Origin of the sequence: Microbacterium sp. AG1240, assembly GCF_003635115.1 — a bacterium.
In the GTDB taxonomy this organism is placed as follows: domain Bacteria; phylum Actinomycetota; class Actinomycetes; order Actinomycetales; family Microbacteriaceae; genus Microbacterium.
Window position 1 is genome coordinate 521478 of the sequence record NZ_RBXJ01000003.1, and the last position, 18605, is coordinate 540082.

An 18605-nucleotide genomic window follows, 5' to 3' on the forward strand; every position below is an offset into this window, starting at 1 on the left:
GTGACTCGGCGGCCCCGGTGAGGCGCGCGTCCTACCGTGGGGGTATGAGTTCGCAGACGACCGCGCCGCCGCCGCTCCCGGCCCCCGCCGCGGTTCCCCCCGCAGCATCCGCCCCCGTGGCGACCCGGCGCGACGACCCCGCCGTGCCGTCGACCGCCCGACCGCTGCGCGTCGCGGGAGCCGCGGCGCAGCTCGCCGCCCTCGGACTCGTCGGACCGTTCGTCTTCATCGGCCTCTTCGCCGCGCTGGCCAGCGGGCTGGGTCTCGTCTTCGCCGCGGGTGTCGGCATCATCGTGCTCATCGCGCTGGCGTATGTGCTGTTCGCCGTCGCATGGCTCGAGAACGCCCGGGTCGACGGCCTCTACGGCTTCGGCCTTCCCCCGCTCTCGGCTCGCAGACCGACGCAGCCGGGCTTCGCCGGGGTGCTCGGTATGTTCTGGCGCCAGGCGATCGACCCTTCGGTCTGGCGAGCGATCGCGAACCTCTCCATCTCGACGATCCTCGGTGCGTTGGTCGTCACCCTGGTGACGGTCGCGGCCACGGGCGTCACCATCGCCTTCGCGCCCCTCTACGCAGACACGGTCTCGATGTTCGGGCTCGACGTTCCCGTCACCTGGGCGCCGCTGGTCGGACCCATCATCGCGTTGTTCTCGATCGCGGTGATCATCGGCCTCGCTCTGCTGCACGGCGTGCTGTCGCGGCTGATCATGGTTCCCTCTCGCGAGACCCAGCTGGCCGCCGAGGCGCGAGAGGCCGGGGCGCAGCGTGCCGGCGCGATCCGCGCCTCCGAGGTCGAGCGCACACGCATCGAGCGCGACCTCCACGACGGCGTGCAGCCACGGCTCGTGTCGGTGGGAATGACGCTGGGGCTCGCCCGGCAGAAGATCGACGACGACCCGACCGCGGCCAAGGCGCTCATCGAAGAGGCGCACACCTCGACGAAGGCCGCCATCACCGAACTCCGCCAGCTCGCGCGGGGCATCCACGCCTCGGTGCTCGATGACCGGGGGCTGGATGCTGCGCTCTCGGCGCTCGCTGCGCGCTCGCACGTGCCGGTGCATCTCGACGTCCGCATCGACGGGCGGTGCGGACGCACCGCCGAGGCCGCCGCCTACTTCGCGATCGCGGAGTCGCTCACGAACGCGGCGAAGCATTCCAGGGCGACGGGTGTGCGGGTGGTCGTGCGCAGCCGCGAGGACGGCAGTCTCTGGGCCCGCGTCGAGGACGACGGACTCGGCGGCGCCCGTATCCTTCCGGGCGGCGGCCTCGACGGTATCGCGAACCGCATCGCCGCCGCCGGCGGAACCTTCCGCCTCGACAGTCCGAACGGCGGCCCGACCGCCCTGGAGGTGAGCGTCCCGTGCGCGTCTTGAACCACCCCTCTCCGACCGAAGCCGACGTGACCGACGCAAGGATCGTGCGATGCGTATTTTGATCTGCGAGGACTCCGTCCTCCTTCGTGAGGGCCTCGTCCGTCTGCTCGACGACTCGGGTCACGAGGTGATCGCGGCGCTCGCCGACGCCGACGGGCTCGACGAGACGGTCGCCCGGGATGTGCCCGACCTCTGCATCCTCGACGTGCGGCTCCCGCCTTCCTTCACCGACGAGGGCATCCGCGCCGCGGTACGCCTACGTGCGCAGCATCCGACCCTCCCGGTCGTCGTGCTCTCGCAGTACGTCGAGGAGCGCTACGCCAGCGATCTGATCGCCGGCGGCGGAGGGGCGTTCGGGTATCTGCTGAAAGACCGCGTGGCCGACGTCGCCGACTTCCTCGACACGCTCGGCCGCATCGCCGAGGGGGCGACGGTGCTCGACCCCGAGGTCGTCGCCCAGCTGCTCGGTCGGCGCAGCCGCGACGCACGGATGCAGCGGCTGACCGATCGCGAACGCGCGGTTCTCGCGCTCATCGCCGAGGGGCGCTCGAATCAGGCGATCGCCGGTGCGCTGTTCGTCTCGGAGGCGAGCGTGGAGAAGTACATCACCGCCATCTTCCAGAAACTCGGACTCGAGCAGGACGAGTCGGGTAACCGCCGGGTGCAGGCAGCGCTCGTCCACCTCGAGCACGGCGGCAGCACGCCGCAGACAGGAGCAGCACGATGACCACGCACTTCGTCCCGCCGGAGGCGACGCCCCCGTCCACGGATCCGAGCGGCCAGGGCCATCGCACGGCACCGCGCGTCATCGCGCTTCTGACGGCAGCGCTCGGCGTCGCCGTGGTGGTGGGCACGGTCGCGGCGGCGGCCGTCCCGACCGTCGCCGCGGCAGCAGCGCGCGACGAGGAACGCTCCGTCGCCGTCGGCGGGGTCTCGAACGTCACGATCGACGTCGACGCGGTGATGCTCACCGTCGTGTTCGACGACGTGACGGAGGCATCACTCGACGTGCGCGAGTTCACCCGCGGATCGTGGACGTTCGAGCGCAACGGCTCCGCGCTGCGCGTAGCGACGCCGCGCAGCTCGATGCTGTCGTGGTTCGGTGGCGGCAACGGGCGCGCGACGCTCACCCTGCCCGATGACCTGGCCGGTGTCGATACCGCCGTGACGGTCGCGGGAGGATCGGTCGATGCGTCCGGCGACTTCGGAGATCTCGGCCTCACTCTCGCCGCGGGCCGGGTCGCTGTGCGCGGCACCGCGGAGACGCTGACCGCCGACATCGACGCCGGGCGCGGCGAGATCGACCTGGCGAACGTGTCGACGGCTGCGCTGTCGACGGAGGCGGGCGAACTGATCACCCGGCTGGGAGGGACCGCACCCGACGCGGTGACAGCGTCGGTCAGCGCCGGATCCGTCGAACTGACCCTCCCCGACGAGGTCTACGACGTGACCACCGGTGTCTCCGCCGGGGGCGTCGACAATCGTCTGCGCACACAGCCGGGCTCGACGCGCACGGTGTACGTGCAGGTCGACGCGGGAAATGCGCTGCTGACAGCCGACTGACGACGGTCTCAGCGGCCGGTGTCGAACAGATGCCGGCCGCCGTGGCCGAGCACCTTGACCATGACACCGCGGGCGTGCAGATCGGCGACCGCGCGGGTCTCCTGCTCGAGCGTCGCACCGAGGGCATGCACGTTGGCGACGACCAGCACGTCGCCTCGCGACAGGGTGTCGAAGAAGCGGGTCAGCCGGTCGGGCCACACCTCGAGCGTCTCGGGCGCCGGGTGCCGGAACCCCTCGATCGGCACCCCGAACCGCGTCAGGTCGTCGCGCTGCTCGACCACGGAGGGCATGCCGGGGCGTGAGACCACGAGGCCGACGAGCCGCGATCCGGCCGGGCGGGCGAGCCACCAGTCGCGATCGCGCTGCAGCTCGGTGAAGCACTTCGGGCAATCGGCTGCGATGTGGGGCAGGTGGAGGGGGCTCGTCAGTGCGTCGTCCGTCACCGGATCGTGCGACTGCGCAGCATCCGTCGTCTTCGTCATGACACCCTCCCGCCCCCTCCATTGTGCGGGACGGCACCCCCGATCGCACTATCGAGCAGGGGGGAGCGGTGCTATTCGGCGTCGTCGAGGCGCAGCTCGAGGCTGAGCTGGTCGGCGTCGAGCTCGGCCAGCGCGTGCCGGAGCGCCGCCGTCGCGTGTCGGCCGTCGTGCGAGAGCTCTCCGAGGCGTGCGCGCATCACCTCGATGATGGCGAGACGCAGCTCGAGCACCTCCTGCGTGCGCGCGTCGACGTCTTCGTCGGGCGGCTGCGTCATGCGCGCACCGACGACCCGCACGATGTTCTCCGGGAAGGGGTGGCCGTCGCGTCGTTGCAGCTTGCCGGCGGCCACCGCCTCGCCGGCGGCCGAGCGCAGTTCGGCGTTCAGTGCCTGCTGCTCCTCGCGCGTGGGGCCCTCGGCGTTGTCGTCGGTGAGGCCGAGCATGCGCACGAGCCCCGGCAGCGTGAGCCCCTGCAGCAGGAGGCTGAGCACCGCGACGAGGAACGCCACGAAGATCAGCAGCGGTCGTTCGACCGTGTCGCGGGGGAGGGTCTGGGCGGCGGCGAGCGTGACCACGCCGCGCATTCCGGCCCAGACGATGACCGAACCGTGCCGCCAGTTGAGCGGCGTATCGCGGTAGTAGTCGAGGTCGGCGACGAGCCGCCGCAGGCGCGAGCGCCCCATCTCGATGCGACGACGCGCGTGTGCCATGTCGAACCGACGTGTCGGTCGACCGCCGCCGCGGCGCGGGGGCTCGACGTCGGTCGGGCCGGCGTCGAGCCTGGCCTCGAACTGGTCGAGGCGGTCGTCCATGGCCTCGACGCGTTCGCGGGTGCGCCCGTGATGCCTCCGCCTCCGCCCCTGAAGCCAGACGAGCATCGCGACGTAGGCGCTCCGAACGATGAGCACGATGGCGAGAGCCGCGAGGGCCAGCCACGCACCCTGCCAGAGGCCCTGGTCGCGCTCGAGGTTGCGCTGCACGATCTCCTTCAGTTCGAGACCCATCACGAGGAACACCGCGCCCTCGAGCAGCAGCTCGACCGTTCGCCAGTTGAGGCGGTCGGAGATGCGCTCGTCGGGGGTGAACCAGCGCGCCGCGCCCTGTCCGGTGACGATGCCCGCGACCACGGCCGCCACCAGCCCCGATCCGCCCAGGTGCTCCGACGGCAGGTAGGCGATGAAGGGGATCGTGAAACTGAGAGCCGTGTTCGCCGCGGAGTGCGCGACCCACGCCCGCACGCGCAGGTTCACCCAGCCCACGACCGCGCCGACGAGCACGGCCACGATCACGGCCTGGCCGAAGGCGAAGACGGTGTCGCCCACGGCGAATCCGCCCGCCACCGCCGCGATCGCGGTGCGCAGCAGCACGAGGGCCGTGGCGTCGTTGAGGAGGCTCTCGCCCTCGAGCAGCGTGACGACCCGGGTGGAGATGCCGAGCCGTTTCGCGATCGAGGTGGCCACGGCATCGGTGGGGCTCAGGATGGCGCCGAGGGCGATGCCCAGAGCGATGCCGAGGCCCGGGATCAACCAGGCGAAGAACAGGCCGAGCACGATCGAACTGACCACCACGAGCAGCACCGAGAGCCCGGCGATCGGTCCGAAGTCGCGGCGGAACTCGATGGCCGGCAGCTGTACCGCGGCCGAGTACAGCAGTGGCGGCAGCACGACGACCAGGATGAGCTCGGGGTCGATCTCGAGCGCCGGCACGAACGGCAGCAGGCTGACGCCCAGGCCCAGCGCCATGAGGATCAGCGGGCCGGCGAGGTTGAAGCGCGGGCCGAACGCGGTCGCGAGGCAGATCACGACGACCGCGCCCACGAAGATGAGGAGGGGGTCGAGCACGACACGAGCATAGGACCCGCACGAGCGCGGTGTTGCGACGCCGGGGTGGCGGGGGATGCGGCGGGCCGGCCGCTAGGCGCCGAACGCCCGGGCGAGCGTCACGAGCAGCGCGGGCCAGCTACGGCGGGCGCGGAAGCGCGCGAGTCCTTCGCTCACCGCCGTGCCGGTGCGCGCGGTCACGAACCACGGTGGCTTCGGCAGCACGGTGAAGACGCCCTTGCGCTGGGCGAGCGCCCCGATAGACCGCGGGAACGGCCGGAAGGGTCCGCGCAGCACCGACCGCTCCACGCGGTCGAGCAGCAGCGCGTTGTGCACGACGCCGAGGCCGCTGCCGACGTCGCGCAGCGACCCGCCCGGGAAGGCGCCCCAGCTCAGCTGCGGCACGGTGAACGACACTCCCGTCCACGCATTGATGGCGATGCCGCCGTACCGCAGCGACGCGATCGCCCGATCGAAACCCGCCCCGAGCGATGCCTCGGTCGCGGGGTCGATCAGCACGTTCGCGCCGAGGGTGCCGGTGAGACGCTCGTTCGCGTGCGCCACGGCCGCTTCGACGAAGCGCTGCCCCGTGCCGGCGAGCGAGACCACGCCGAGCACGGGGGCGAAATACTCGGTGGTCTCCAGGGCGGTCGGGTCATCGCCCGCATCCAGTTCCACCAGCATCCGCGACCCGTCTGCGTCGCGCCGTGCGGTCGGGTAGTCGGATGCCGCCGACCGCACCTTCTCGTCGCTGCGCGGGTACCAGACCGGCCGCGCCGGCGCGGCGTCGTAGGCGGCGCGGAGCGCGTCGAGGAAGGCCTCTCGCTGCGGCCACTCGGAGCTCACGATGACGACCTGTGCGGCGATGCAGTTGTGCCCGCTGTTCTGCAGCCGCATGGTCGCGATGTGCTCGGCCTGGAAACGCAGGTCGGCGTCGCTCCAGCGGCCCGGCACGACGATGACCGGCGCGACCCCGCCGAGCTCCGCGGTGATGGGCGTCGTCAGCCCCGGATCGTCCGCCTCCCGTCGACGGGCCGCCTCGTCGCCGGTGCCCCACACGATCGCGTCGAACGTGGCCGCCGACCCCGTGATGTGCACGTGCGAGAAGGCCGGATGCTGCGTGAGGTAGGCACCCACGTCTCCGCCGCCGCGGACGATGCGCAGGAACCCCGGCTCGATGAGCGGCGCGAGGGCACGCTCGAACACGGGCACGAGGGCGTCCTGCGTCGGATTGACCTTCAGCAGCGATACCCGGTTCGCCGACAGCAACTCGTACAGCACGTCGAGCACCGGGATCGACGTGACGTTGCCCGCGCCCAGCACGAGACCGACCCCGCCGGATGCGTCGGGGTGCAGCTGGGCGAGGCCCGCGGCATCCCGGGCCTCGGCTCGCGTGGTTCCGGGTTCGAGCCAGACGTCGCCGCGGAACCCCGAGAGCAGCAGTCGGTCGATCGGCTGCGCGGGCAGCACGCGCGCGCGAAGCCCGCCACCCGGGGCGTCGTCGAGGCGCACCCCGTCGAGAGGAGTGCGGCCGGCGGCGAGCTTGTCGAGCGTCGCGCGGGCGGCTTCGAGCGCGCCGAGGGTGGCGTACGGGCCGGTGAGCCATTCCTCGCCGCGGAGCGGATGCTGCCGACCGAGCTGCTTCGACGTCGCGGCGACGTCGGCCCACTCGCCGGCGACCGCGCCGACGGTCTCGTGCAGACGGCCGAGCAGCCGCGCGCGCTGCTCGACGGTCAGCACGGTCCACAGTCGGGCACCCGTCTCGAGCGCGGCGATGTCGGCGTCGATCCGAGCGGCGTCGGGGACGCTCTGCGCTGTCGGTTCCGCCATCACGCGCTCCGGGTGGCTCGGGCGGGGAGTCTCAGATGAGGGAGAGCTCGCGGAGCTTGGCCTCGACGTCGGCGTTCGACGGCTCGACATGGTGCGTCGAGTCGGGGTAGACCACGACGGGGATCTGCGTGCGGCCCGAGATCTCGCGGGCGACGTCGGCGGCGGCGGGGTCGGCCTCGAGGTCGACGTACTCGTACGAGATGCCGAGCTCGTCGAGCTGCTTCTTCGTGCGGCGGCAGTCGATGCACCACTGGGCGCCGAACATCTTCACGGGAGTATCCGAAGTCATCGCTCCAGGCTAGCCGGGTTGGGTGCCCGCCGGGCGGTCGGTCTCAGCCGAGGAACGCGCTCGGGTCGAACTCGTCGATCGGGATGACGCGGATCCGCGGCAGCGGGGCGTCGAACACCCGGGCGTCGTACTCGAGGTCGAACTTCTCCAACCCCGGGATGGAGGCGAATCCGGCGTTCCGGAACTCGGAGAATGCGGCGATGCCGACGCGGCGCGGAGAGCCGATGAGGTCGGACAGGTCGTGGAGGAAGTCGCCGTCGTGGCTCACCAGCATCACGTCGGCGTCGCGGTCGCGCATCGCCTGGAGCGTGCGCTGGATGGCGATGTCGACGATCTTCTCGTCGGGTCCGCCCGACAGCGGCACGACGACGTAGTCCATCGCCTTCAACGCCTGCACGAACGGCATCGGGATTCCGGCGGAGGCATTGAGGAAGAACACGCCCTGCGCGGGCTGCGCCCAGACGCGCTCCGAGAAGGTGACGAGGCGGTCCCACCGGGGCCGCTCGTCGGGCTGCGGCCGCCGGCCGAGAATCGAGGCGCCCAGGGTGGCATCGATGTTCTCGCCGTCCACGAGCACCCAGGTCGTCCGCGAATCCGTATCTGGCACTGCGTCCCCTTTCGTGGGAGTTCCAGCCGCATCCTATGCGCGCCGATCCCGCCCCGGCGATTCGCGTCGCGCACGCCGGCCGAACCGCGGGTATTCGGCCGGGCCGCGGGCTTTGCGCGCGGGGAAGCCCGCGTGCGAGCCGATCACCCGCGTCTGGGGAGGGCGCAGCCCTGGAGGCCCGCGGAAGGGGCGACGGCGGCGTCAGAGGGCGAGCTCGTCGGCCAGAGGAGTCTGCGACTCCTCCGCCTTCGCGCCGCGCTGCTTGCGGGGTGCGTAGACCACGAGCGCGTGGAAGAGGAACCGCACGACGAACGCGGCGATGAGCGTGAGGGCGGCGGCCAGAACGCTCGGGATGTGCGTGCGCTCGACGAGAACCCACAGCACCGGGATGCGGATGATCGCCTCGATCCCGTTGAACGTGAACGACTTGAGGAAGCGATGCCGCATGAGCCCCGAGTCCTGGCGCATGTCGGCGAAGACGAGGTACTCGAGCAGCAGGAAGTTTCCGATGATCGTCACAATGCTCGCGAAGATCGAGGCCCAGATGTACTCCATGCCGAAGCCGATGAGGGCCCACATGATGCCGAGGTTCGCCAGAGCGCCGACGCCGCCGACGAGCGCGAAGGCCGACATGCGTCCGAAGCGCAGCATCGTCAGCTGCGTGAGGAAGCGGATGCCCTGCGTGAACGACGCCTTCGACTCGCCCGCGTAGCGCTCGGCGAAGTCGAAGGGCACCTCGGCGACGCGCATCTGCTTGCGCGCGAGGATCTCGAGAAGGATCTTGAACCCGCGCGGGCGCAGCGAGTCGACGTCGATGGCCGTGCGGTTCACGAGGAAGAAACCGGTCATCGGGTCGGAGCAGCCGTGCAGCTTGCGGGGGAACATGGCCTTGGTCAGCAGTGTCGACGCGCGGGAGACCCCGGTGCGCACCGCGTTGGCGAGTCCGTCCGACGTGCCGCCGGCGGTGTACCGCGAGGCGACGACGACGTCGGTGTCACCGCGCTGGGCGCGGGCGAGCATGTCGGGGATGACCTCGGGCGGATGCTGCAGATCGCCGTCCATGACGAGGCACCACTCCGACGTGGACGCCTGGATGCCCTCGACCACGGCGCCGCCGAGGCCGCCGGTGGGGTGGTCGCGATGGATCAGGCGCACCGGGGTGTCGGTCTTCGCCGCGGCCTCGCGAATGATGTCGGGGGTGCTGTCGGTGGAGTCGTCGACGAACACCACCTCGAACGCGGTGCCGGTCAGAGCTGCGTCGAGGCGTCGGAGAAGCTCCCGAACGTTCGGCCCCTCGTTGAAGGTGGGGACGATGACGGACACATCCATAAAGGACTCTCGATCTGCTGGTTCCAAGGACGTTTCAGCCTAACGGGGGTTCCTGAGACGCGGCTATGGGCGCCCACAGGCGGGAAAAGGGCGTCTTTCCGCGGGAGAGGGCGATCAGCCGATGAGACCGACCAGATCGTCGACGGTCATTCCGTAGTTGATGCGGATGCACGGGAGGGCGAGTTTATCGGTGCCGATCCGCACATATCCCTGCTCGATCGTGCGACCCATCTCGAATCCGGCCTGGGCGACACCCCGCTTGGTGGTGTCGTTGTAGTGCCCGAACGGGTAGGCGACGACCTCCTTCACGCCGAGCACCTGGGCCGACTGCTCGAGGTCGGCGGCGATCTGGTCGGCGGTCCAATTGACCATCCGGCCCTTGCCGTTCTCACCGGCCTCGTGCATGTCCTGGGTGTGGGAGCGCTGCAGCACGTAGGGGTTGGGCGGTCCTTCGGTGCGCCACTTCGTGATGACGAACGACGTCGTCATCACCTTGTACTTCTCCACGACGGGAGCGGCGAGGTCGAGCCACGTCTGGTGCGCGTCGTCGTCGGTCACGATCACCGAATGCTCGGGCAGGAAGAGCGCGCCGTCGATGAACGCGCTCAGTTCGTCCCAGGTCGGGAGGTAGAACCCCGACGAGGCGATGTAGGCCATCTGCGCGTCGAAGTCGCCGATGTAGGCGTAGTTCAGCTTGAGCGAGTTGTTCTCGCCCTCGGGGTTCGCGGTGAACTGGTGGTACATGAGGATCGGGATCCCCGCGTCTTCGGCGGCGTTGACCTCCGGGGTCGTCCACGCGCCGTGCAGCGTGACCTGCCGGTCGACGCACGAGACCGCGTCGGAGCCGTTCACCCGCGCCGCCGCCGAGAGGGCCGCAGCATCCTGGTCGCTGGCGTACCAGCCCGCGAACACCTTGCCCTCCGCGCGGGGGATCGGGAGCGCGGAGTACAACGCCCCCTGCGTCTGCAGTACGGGGTCGAGCGCGATCGCGTCGCCGGTGAACTGCACCGCACAGGCCTGCGGGTCGCTCGTCGAGGCGAGCAGCGTCTGCGCGGGGGTGAGGGGCGTCTCTTCGGGAACCGGGGTGGGCGACTCGGATGCTGCGGGCTCGGCCGTCGCCCCCGATCCCGCGGACTGGGCCAGCGCCATGGCGGTGAAGATGCCGCCGGCCGCGAGCACGATCACCGCGGCGAGCGATCCGAAGACCCACAACCGGCGCGCCCGGTAGACGGCGCGTCTCGCGCGCACCCTTTCACCGCGTGACGACGTCATCGTTCCCCCATTTCCCGCCCGGCGATCATAACCGGGCGGGTCCGCCGACCCCGGCAGGCGTGCGGACGCGTCGGCTGCGCGTCGAGACACGCAGATCGGCTCGGACATCGCGCCAGGCGGCGCGTCTGGGCCGATGCGTGTTTCTCAGCTGCTGAGCACAGCCCAGCCGTGCGGCGCGAGCTCGACCTCGGCGCCCGCGATCGTCGCCGTCCCCGCCGCCACCGACGTCGCGCCGGCCGCCGGGAGCGATACCGGCTGGTCGGCCAGGTTCAGCACGGTGACGAGCGCATCGGTGCCGGTGGCGGTCCGCAGCGATACCGCGGTGTTCGTCACCTGCACCACGTCGGTCTGCGCGGTGCGCAGCCACGGGTGCCGCCGTCGCAGCGCGATCAGCTCCTGGTGCACCGCGAGCACGGCGGCCGCATCCGCCTCCGCGCCGGGCAACGTCGTCGGATCCGCCGGGGGTACCGGGGGGAACTCCGGGCGCACCGCGTCGTCACCACCGAGGCGTTGCTCCTTCACGGCGCGCAGCCCGTATTCGTCGCCGGCGTAGATCATCGGCGTGCCCGCGAGGATGCACAGCAGCGCGACGGCGTGCGGAACATGGCGCGCGTCGCCGACCGCGGAGGCGATGCGGGTGACGTCGTGGTTGCCGATGAACGTGGTGGGCACGAACGTCTCGAGCAGCGCGTTGTTGCGCTCGATCGCGTGCGTCGTCTCGAAGAGGTTCGCGTCGGAGAGGCCGTGCCAGATCCCCTGCCACAGCTCGTACTGCGTGAGGGAGTCCATGGTCGATTGCGCGACGATGGCGGCTGCGTCGCCGTGGATGACCTCGCCGGTGATCCACACATCCGGATGCTGCGCGCGCACCCGCGGGAGCACACGCGCCCAGAACGCGGGGTCGACCGCGTAAGCGGCGTCGAGGCGCCACCCGTCCGCGCCGCGGTCGAGCCAGTGCGTCATGACGTCGACGACGAGTTGTTCGACGGCCGGCGAGGAGTGGTCGAGCACGACGAGGGCGTCGTGCCCCTCGAACACCTCCGCCGCCACGGGGGCGGAGGGCTCCCACCCGTTCCAGTCCACGCGGAACAGGTCGGCCGTCGCGGCATCCGGCCCGTTCTCGTCGAGCGCGCGGAAGGCGGGGTGCGCGCGACCGACGTGGTTGAAGACCCCGTCGAGCAGCACCCGCACGCCCTTGTCGTGCGCGGCGGCGACGAGTCGGTCGAAATCGGCGTCGTCGCCGAGACGCGGATCGATGCGGAAGTGGTCGATCGTGTCGTAGCCGTGCGTGGTCGAGGCGAACACCGGACCGAGGGCGAGACCGTTCAGCCCCAGCTCGACGATGTGGTCGAGCCACCCGCCGATGCGGTCGAGACGGTGTTGCGCCGCATCCGCCTCGTCGCCCTCCGGACGGATGGGGGCTCCGACGAAGCCGAGCGGATAGACGTGCCACCACATCGCGTGGTCGACCCAGAGTGCCATCTGGCCAGTCAACACGGTGATCGCGCCCGACCGTGCAGGGTTGCGCGGTCGAACCGCGCGACCTATCGGGTCGCGTCGGCACGGTCAACCTCCACCTGTTCGCGTCTCGCGCGCGGATACGATCGTGACCACCTGAATGCTGTGCTGTGCCGCCTGGGAAGGACCCTCCGTGGACGAACCCATCGAGCGCGACTCGACACCCGTCGAGGACGAAGACATCGTCGAGCGTGATACGACCGAGATCAGTTACGACGAACAGCGCTACCCGGCGAGACCCCGCCGGCTCCGCCCCCGCGACCAGATGCGCGGCGGAACGCTGCGCCGCTTCGCGACCGACCCGCGAACGGCGAACGGAACGAACCCCGCCTACATCGAGTGGCTCGTGCGGCAGTCGATGCTGAAGGACGCCGACGTGCTCGGTCGGCAGCTGTCGGGTCAGCCCTCGATGTGGCGCAACCCCTACGCCCGCCCCGACGCCCGACGGGCCATCGAGACGAGCGATGTGTGGTTCACGGCCTATCCGCTGTCGCTGATCACCCGCCCGGGCGAGTCGTTCCTGCACGCCCTCGGCGACGAGGCCCTGTGGGAGGCGTTCGAGCAGGTCGGGATCACCGGCATCCACACCGGTCCCGTCAAGCGGGCCGGCGGCATCACCGGCTGGCAGGAGACCCCGAGCGTCGACGGGCACTTCGACCGGATCAGCACGCAGATCGACCCCGAGTTCGGCGATGAGGCGGACTTCCGTCGCCTGGCCGACGTGGCCGACAGCCACGGCGGCAGCGTCATCGACGACATCGTGCCCGGACACACGGGCAAGGGCGCCGACTTCCGCCTGGCCGAGATGGCGTATAAGGACTACCCGGGCATCTACCACATGGTCGAGATCCCGCCGGAGGACTGGGGGCTGCTCCCGGTCATCCCCGACGGTCGCGACTCGGTCAACCTCGACCGCGACCAGGAGCGCGAGCTCAGCGAGCGCGGGTACATCATCGGCGAGCTGCAGCGCGTCATCTTCTACACGGTCGGTGTGAAGGAGACGAACTGGAGCGCCACCGCAGCCGTCACCGGTGTCGACGGGGTCGAGCGGCGCTGGGTCTACCTTCACTACTTCAAGGAGGGGCAGCCGTCGATCAACTGGCTCGACCCCACCTTCTCGGGCATGAGGCTCGTCATCGGCGATGCCCTGCACTCGCTCGGCGATCTGGGCACGAGCGCCCTGCGCCTCGACGCGAACGGCTTCCTCGGTGTGGAGAAGAGCACCGAGGGCCTGCCCGCATGGTCGGAGGGGCACCCCCTCTCGCACGCGGCGAACCACATCATCGCGAGCATGGTGCGCAAGGTCGGCGGGTTCACGTTCCAGGAGCTCAACCTCACGATCGAAGACATCCGCGACACCGGAGCCGTCGGCGCCGACCTGTCGTACGACTTCGTCACCCGACCCGGCTACCACCACGCCCTTGCGACCGGCAACACCGAGTTCCTGCGTCTCGCTCTGAACACCGCGCTCGAGATCGGCGTGGAGCCCGCCCAGCTCGTGCACGGCCTGCAGAACCATGACGAGCTGACGTACGAGCTGGTGCACTGGGCGACCACGCACCGCGACGACGTGTACACCTACCGTCACCGCGAGGTGACCGGGCTGGAGCTCGCCGAGGAGGTGCGCGCCGACCTCACCGACAGCCTCACGATGGAGGCCGACTACAACCTCGTCTTCACGCAGAACGGTATCGCGTGCACGACGGCCTCGCTCATCGCCGCCACCCAGGGCAAGGCGCGACTCGACGACATCACCGACGACGACATGCCCGCCATCCGCGATGCGCACCTGCTGCTGGCGAAGTACAACGCCTGGCAGCCCGGTGTCTTCGCGCTGTCGGGGTGGGACCTCACCGGCACCCTGACCCTCCCGTCCGAGCAGGTGGGCTCGCTCATCGCCACCGGCGACACGCGATGGATCGAGCGCGGTGCGCACGATCTTCTCGACGTGGCCCCCGAGGCGACGAGGTCGCTCGCCGGGATGCCGCGGGCCCGGTCGCTGTACGGATCCCTGCCGTCGCAGCTGTCCAACCCCGAGTCGTTCGCGGTGGGGCTGCGCGACGTGCTCTCGACCCGCCGTGCGCACGACATCGCGATCGCGTCGCAGATCGACATCCCGCAGGTCGCCCACCAGAGCATGCTGGTGCTCGTGCACCGGCTCGACGGCGGCGACAAGCGGCGAGATGATGCCCCGCTGCAGATCACAGTGCTGAACTTCTCCGGTGAGACCATCGAGGGCACCGTGCGCTCGAAGAGCCTCACCCCGCGCAGCGGAGTGATCGACGCCGAGAGCGGCGAGACGCTCGCGCGCGTCGACGACCTGCAGAGCTTCCCGATCGAGCTGCCGCCCTACGGGGGGCTGTTCCTGCTGTTGGGTGAGCCGGAGCCCGAACCCGAACCCCGGCCGATGACTCGCGCGATCCCGATCATCACGGGTTCGTAGGCGAGAACGACGAGAGGGCGACCCCGGGTGGACGGGGTCGCCCTCTCTTGTCGCCGGTGCGTCAGCCCTGGGCGAGCTTGGCCACGTCGTCCCACTCCTCCCACGTCTTCAGACGCGAGGAGTAGTCGGCCTTGGCGATGTCGATCGGAGAAGCGCCGAAGAAGACGCGCAGGGGAGGCTCGGCAGCATCCACGATGCGGAGCACGGCGGCGGCGGATGCTGCGGGGTCGCCCGGTCCGCTGCCGGCGCGCTCGCCGCGGGCCTTCTCGCTCGCCTCGCGCAGCTCGTCGTACGCCGGGTTCTGCTCGGAGTGGTGCGCGCTCGGGCCCGCCCAGTCGGTGGAGAAGCCGCCGGGCTCGATGAGCGTGACGTGGATGCCGAAGCCGGCGACCTCCTGTGCGAGCGCCTGCGAGATGCCCTCGAGCGCCCACTTCGACGCGTGGTAGGCGCCGACGTTCGGGAACGCCGAGATGCCGCCGATAGACGAGACCTGCAGGATGTGGCCGTGGCCCTGCTCGCGCATGATCGGCAGAGCCGCCTGCGTCACCCAGACGGCGCCGAAGAGGTTGGTCTCCATCTGGTCGCGGAGCTCCTGCTCGCCGACCTCTTCGACCATGCCGAAGTGGCCGTAGCCGGCGTTGTTGATGACGATGTCGAGCGCGCCGAACGTGTCGTACGCCTTCTTCACCGCCGCGAAGTCGGCATCGCGATCGGTCACGTCGAGGGAGAGGGGGAGGATCGCGTCACCGTACTTCTCGACGAGATCGTCGAGCGAGGAGGTGTCGCGAGCGGTGGCCGCGACGCGGTCGCCGCGGTCGAGGGCGGCGATGGCCCACTCGCGTCCGAAGCCGCGGGAGGTGCCGGTGATGAACCAGGTCTTCTGTGTCATGGGGTCAATGACGCTGCCGGAGCCCGCGGTATTCCCGTCCCGCTGTCGTCAGTTGCCCCGAGTCGGGCTATTCGGCGTCGCGGAGGGGCCCGAACGAGGCAACTGACGGAGGTCGGCCGGTGTCAGTGGGCCGAGTAGCCGCCGTCGACGAGGTGGTAGCTGCCCGAGATGAAGGATGCGGCGTCGCTGAGGAGGAACAGCGTGAGTGCGGCGACCTCCTTGTCGGTACCGAGGCGGCGCGAGGCGTGCTCGCCCTCGAGAGCGGTGAGCGCGTCGGCGGAGAGGCTGGAGCGCACCAGCGGGGTGTCGATGAAGCCCGGGCCGACCGCGTTCGTGCGCACACCCTGGGCGGTGTACTCGAGCGCTGCGACCTTCGTGAGACCGACGAGCGCGTGCTTGCTCGTGACGTAGGCGGCGTTCTGGGCAATGCCGACCGAGCCGAGCACCGAAGCCATGTTCACGACCGCGCCGCCGCCGGCGGCGACGATCGCGGGGAGCTGGAACTTCAGGCCGTAGAAGACGCCGTCGAGGTCGACGGCGCGCACGCGGTCCCAGGCGGCGATGTCGTAGTCGCCGATCGTCTGCGGGGGAGCGCCGATGCCGGCGTTGTTCACGGCCAGGTGCAGGGCGCCGTAGGTCTCCGTCGCGAAGGCGACGGCGGCCTCGGAGTCCTCCCACTTCGCCGTGTTCTGCGTGAAGGCTGACGCCGTGCCGCCCGCGGCGGTGATCTCGTCGACGACCGACTGCGCAGCATCCAGGTTGATGTCGGTCACGACGACCGACGCACCCTCCGCCGCGAGTTCGCGCGAGATCTCCGCACCGATGCCGCTGCCGCCACCGGTGACGATCGCTACCTTGCCGTCGAAACGAGCCATGAGACTACTTCCCTTCACTGCCACGGGGAGCGGATCTCACACCCCGCGCTTTTCATGCGTGTGTATGGAAGTGCAACGTGCTCGCTCGCCGTGCATTCCGTGCCCCGGCGAGACAGACCCGCGCAGTCGGGGTCAGGGGGACGGCCGGCGGTCCGACTCGGTCCGGCGTGCCCGGCGCGTGCCCGACGGCGCCAGGTCGTCGCTGCCGCCGCGTCCAGCCGACGCGCTCGCCACGTGCGCGAGGGCATCGGCGTCGCGTACGGCCGGGGTGCGCGGCCACCAGAAGCGGTCTTTCGTGATGAAGGCCAGGGCCGGCACGACGACCGTCCGCACGAGCAGGGTGTCGATCAGCACGCCGATGCAGACGATCGTGCCGATCTGCGTGAGGGTGATCAGCGGCAGCACGCCCAGCACGGCGAAGACGGCCGCCAGGAGGATGCCGGCACTGGTGATGACCGCGCCGGTGGCGGCGAGGGCGCGGATCATCCCCTCGGTGATGCCGAGGTGCTCCGACTCCTCCTTCGCCCGCGTCACCAGGAAGATGCTGTAGTCCACGCCGAGGGCAACGAGGAAGAGGAAGCTGAACAGCAGCACGTTCGTGTCGATGGCGGGGAAGCCGAACAGCGGCGACTGGAAGATCCACCAGCTGAGCCCGATCGCCGAGAAGAAGCTGGCGACCACGGCGAGCAGCAGCAGCAGAGGGGCCACGATCGCTCGCAGCAGCACGACGAGAACGACGAAGACCAGCACCAGGATGAGCGGGATGATGAGCGCCTGGTCGCGGGCCTGCGCGTTCGAGACGTCGAGCGCTTGGGCGTCGAGGCCGCCGACCAGTCCTTCACCGCTGCCGACGTCGTCGAGGGTCGCCCGCATGCTCTCGACCGTCGCGAAGGCCGCGTCGGTCTCGGCGCCCGCATCGAGCGTGACGTCGATCTGAGCGAGATCGTCGGTCGTCTCGCCGACGGTGGCCGCATCGACGCCGTCGAGGTCGGCCAGGGCGCTCGCCGCATCCTCGGCCTCGTCGAGGGGCACGATGACGACCGCCGGCGACGTGGTGCCGGCCGAGAACGCCTCGGCGAGCACCTCCTGGCCCTGCACGGCCTCGGGCTTCTGCAGGAAGCGGTCGTTCTGCGACAGCCCGGTCTGCACGAAGAACAGCCCGCTCGCCATCGCGCCCAAGACGACGAAGCCCGCCGTCGCGACCACCACGGGTCGCCGCGAGACTCCCCGGCCGAGCTTCCCCCACACGCTGCGCGAGATGGCGTCGGCGGAGCCGTAGCGCGGAATGTAGGGCCAGAACAGACCGCGGCCGAACAGCACGAGCGCTGCGGGGAGCACGAACAGGGCGAAGATCATCGCGACGACGATGCCGACGGCGCAGGCGAGGCCCAGAGCGCGGTTGCCGGCGAGCTCGGCGAGAAGCAGGGTGAGCAGCGCGAGGGCGACGGTCGAGCCGCTGGCGATGATCGCCGGCCCCGCTCCGCGCAGCGCCTCCTGCATCGCGATCCGGCGGCTCTCGTAGAGGCGCAGCTCGTCGCGGTAGCGCGCGATGAGCAGCAGCGCGTAGTTCGTTCCCGCGCCGAACACGAGCACCGACAGGATGCCGGTGATCGACGCATCGAGCTGCACGCCGACGGCGCCGGCCACCTGGCGCGCGACGATGCCGGCGAGAGAGTCGGCCAGACCGATCACGGCGAGCGGCACGAGCCACAGCCAGGGGCTCCGGTAGGTGACGAGCAGCAGGACGGCGACGACGATGACGGTGGTGAGCAGCAGGGTGACGTCGGCGCCGGCGAACACCGCCGCGATGTCGACCTCGAACCCTTCGGCGCCGGTGAGGTAGACCCGCACGCCGTCGAGATCGGCGGCAGCGGTGTCGCGGAGCTGCTGTGCGCGCTCGGTCTGCGCCGCCACGTCGGGTTCGGGTTCGAGAGGAACCACGAGCAGCGCGACGGTGCCGTCCTCCGAGACCTGCGCGGGCGGCACGAATCCGTCGCGGGAGACGTTGGCCAGCTCACCGAAGGCCTTCGCGTCGATGAGGGCGAGGGTCTCATCATCGAGTTCGCCGGAGTCGGAGGCGAAGACGAGGAGGGCCGACGTGCTGTCGGCGCTCGGGAAGTTCTCGCGCAGCTGGTCGACCTGCACCGACTCCGCCGTGTCGGGAAGCCCGACCGTCGGGGCGGTCTCCGACTCCTCCGACCCGGCGACGCCGAAGAGAACGGCGGCGGCGACGGCCGCGAGAACGAGCATGATCCACGACGTCTTGGCAGATGTCAGAAAGCGACGGAGTGCGCTCATGGTCTGTCTCCCGGCTG

At 70.5% G+C, this 18605-nt stretch carries 15 protein-coding genes; 4 read left to right on the forward strand and 11 right to left on the reverse strand.

All coding sequences use genetic code 11. The annotated features are described in order from the left end of the window. Positions 1-44 precede the first annotated feature (44 nt). Genes DEU34_RS14495 through DEU34_RS14505 form a run of 3 tightly spaced genes read left to right on the forward strand, consistent with a single transcriptional unit; the run spans position 45 to position 2936 of the window. Entirely contained in the window at positions 45-1373 is a 1329-nt protein-coding gene (locus tag DEU34_RS14495) for a histidine kinase (protein WP_121151425.1), read from the forward strand. A 49-nt stretch (positions 1374-1422) separates the two neighbouring features. After that, entirely contained in the window at positions 1423-2100 is a 678-nt protein-coding gene (locus DEU34_RS14500; RefSeq protein WP_121151427.1) for a response regulator transcription factor, read from the forward strand. Beyond that, positions 2097-2936 carry a hypothetical protein gene (locus DEU34_RS14505; RefSeq protein ID WP_121151429.1) on the forward strand — a complete coding sequence of 280 codons (840 nt, stop codon included), beginning with the start codon at positions 2097-2099 and terminating at the stop codon, positions 2934-2936. The genes DEU34_RS14500 and DEU34_RS14505 overlap by 4 nt, the downstream gene beginning before the upstream one ends. An 8-nt stretch (positions 2937-2944) precedes the next feature. Here DEU34_RS14505 and DEU34_RS14510 read toward each other — a convergent pair whose 3' ends face one another. The 8 genes from DEU34_RS14510 to DEU34_RS14545 all read right to left on the reverse strand — a co-directional run bounded on the left by DEU34_RS14510 (position 2945) and on the right by DEU34_RS14545 (position 12047). Continuing rightward, the gene (locus DEU34_RS14510) at positions 2945-3418 is read right to left on the reverse strand and encodes a dehydrogenase (protein WP_121151430.1); all 474 of its coding nucleotides are present in this window, start codon (positions 3416-3418) and stop codon (positions 2945-2947) included. 71 nt (positions 3419-3489) lie between these two features. Then, positions 3490-5259 (reverse strand): sodium:proton antiporter, encoded by a 1770-nt coding sequence (locus tag DEU34_RS14515; protein WP_121151432.1) that lies wholly within the window; start codon positions 5257-5259, stop codon positions 3490-3492. Positions 5260-5331: 72 nt separating this feature from the next. After that, positions 5332-7068, reverse strand: coding sequence for an aldehyde dehydrogenase family protein (locus DEU34_RS14520; RefSeq protein ID WP_121151434.1), 1737 nt, complete (start codon positions 7066-7068; stop codon positions 5332-5334). A 31-nt stretch (positions 7069-7099) separates the two neighbouring features. Next, entirely contained in the window at positions 7100-7357 is a 258-nt protein-coding gene (locus tag DEU34_RS14525) for a glutaredoxin domain-containing protein (protein ID WP_121151436.1), read from the reverse strand. Between the two features lie 43 nt (positions 7358-7400). Beyond that, positions 7401-7964 (reverse strand): NYN domain-containing protein, encoded by a 564-nt coding sequence (locus tag DEU34_RS14530; RefSeq protein ID WP_121151438.1) that lies wholly within the window; start codon positions 7962-7964, stop codon positions 7401-7403. A gap of 201 nt (positions 7965-8165) precedes the next feature. Further along, positions 8166-9293, reverse strand: a complete 1128-nt coding sequence (locus tag DEU34_RS14535; protein ID WP_121151440.1) for a glycosyltransferase family 2 protein — start codon at positions 9291-9293, stop codon at positions 8166-8168. A 114-nt stretch (positions 9294-9407) separates the two neighbouring features. Continuing rightward, complete coding sequence (locus DEU34_RS14540; RefSeq protein ID WP_259460180.1) at positions 9408-10541, reverse strand: polysaccharide deacetylase family protein; 1134 nt, start codon at positions 10539-10541, stop codon at positions 9408-9410. Between the two features lie 168 nt (positions 10542-10709). Further along, positions 10710-12047, reverse strand: coding sequence for an alpha-amylase family protein (locus DEU34_RS14545; RefSeq protein WP_121151444.1), 1338 nt, complete (start codon positions 12045-12047; stop codon positions 10710-10712). A 169-nt stretch (positions 12048-12216) separates the two neighbouring features. Here DEU34_RS14545 and treS point away from each other — a divergent pair, with 169 nt between their 5' ends. Continuing rightward, a complete protein-coding gene (gene treS / locus DEU34_RS14550) occupies positions 12217-14526 on the forward strand; it encodes a maltose alpha-D-glucosyltransferase (RefSeq protein ID WP_396652133.1) in 2310 nt (769 codons plus the stop codon). Between the two features lie 61 nt (positions 14527-14587). Here the strand turns inward: treS and DEU34_RS14555 are convergent, their stop codons facing one another. From DEU34_RS14555 to DEU34_RS14565, 3 genes are all read right to left on the reverse strand, one after another. Further along, positions 14588-15415, reverse strand: coding sequence for an SDR family oxidoreductase (locus tag DEU34_RS14555; RefSeq protein WP_121151448.1), 828 nt, complete (start codon positions 15413-15415; stop codon positions 14588-14590). 122 nt (positions 15416-15537) lie between these two features. After that, complete coding sequence (locus DEU34_RS14560) at positions 15538-16290, reverse strand: SDR family NAD(P)-dependent oxidoreductase (RefSeq protein WP_121151450.1); 753 nt, start codon at positions 16288-16290, stop codon at positions 15538-15540. 132 nt (positions 16291-16422) lie between these two features. Further along, complete coding sequence (locus DEU34_RS14565) at positions 16423-18588, reverse strand: MMPL family transporter (RefSeq protein WP_121151452.1); 2166 nt, start codon at positions 18586-18588, stop codon at positions 16423-16425. Between the last annotated feature and the right edge of the window lie 17 nt (positions 18589-18605).

What these genes read in the sequence shown, in the direction of transcription:
- DEU34_RS14495 (WP_121151425.1), top strand. Translation starts at nt 45, where the DNA reads ATGAGTTCGCAGACGACCGCGCCGCCGCCGCTCCCGGCCCCCGCCGCG.
- DEU34_RS14500 (WP_121151427.1), top strand. Translation starts at nt 1,423, where the DNA reads ATGCGTATTTTGATCTGCGAGGACTCCGTCCTCCTTCGTGAGGGCCTC.
- DEU34_RS14505 (WP_121151429.1), top strand. Translation starts at nt 2,097, where the DNA reads ATGACCACGCACTTCGTCCCGCCGGAGGCGACGCCCCCGTCCACGGAT.
- DEU34_RS14510 (WP_121151430.1), bottom strand. Translation starts at nt 3,418, where the DNA reads ATGACGAAGACGACGGATGCTGCGCAGTCGCACGATCCGGTGACGGAC.
- DEU34_RS14520 (WP_121151434.1), bottom strand. Translation starts at nt 7,068, where the DNA reads ATGGCGGAACCGACAGCGCAGAGCGTCCCCGACGCCGCTCGGATCGAC.
- DEU34_RS14525 (WP_121151436.1), bottom strand. Translation starts at nt 7,357, where the DNA reads ATGACTTCGGATACTCCCGTGAAGATGTTCGGCGCCCAGTGGTGCATC.
- DEU34_RS14535 (WP_121151440.1), bottom strand. Translation starts at nt 9,293, where the DNA reads ATGGATGTGTCCGTCATCGTCCCCACCTTCAACGAGGGGCCGAACGTT.
- DEU34_RS14545 (WP_121151444.1), bottom strand. Translation starts at nt 12,047, where the DNA reads ATGGCACTCTGGGTCGACCACGCGATGTGGTGGCACGTCTATCCGCTC.
- DEU34_RS14555 (WP_121151448.1), bottom strand. Translation starts at nt 15,415, where the DNA reads ATGACACAGAAGACCTGGTTCATCACCGGCACCTCCCGCGGCTTCGGA.
- DEU34_RS14560 (WP_121151450.1), bottom strand. Translation starts at nt 16,290, where the DNA reads ATGGCTCGTTTCGACGGCAAGGTAGCGATCGTCACCGGTGGCGGCAGC.
- DEU34_RS14565 (WP_121151452.1), bottom strand. Translation starts at nt 18,588, where the DNA reads ATGAGCGCACTCCGTCGCTTTCTGACATCTGCCAAGACGTCGTGGATC.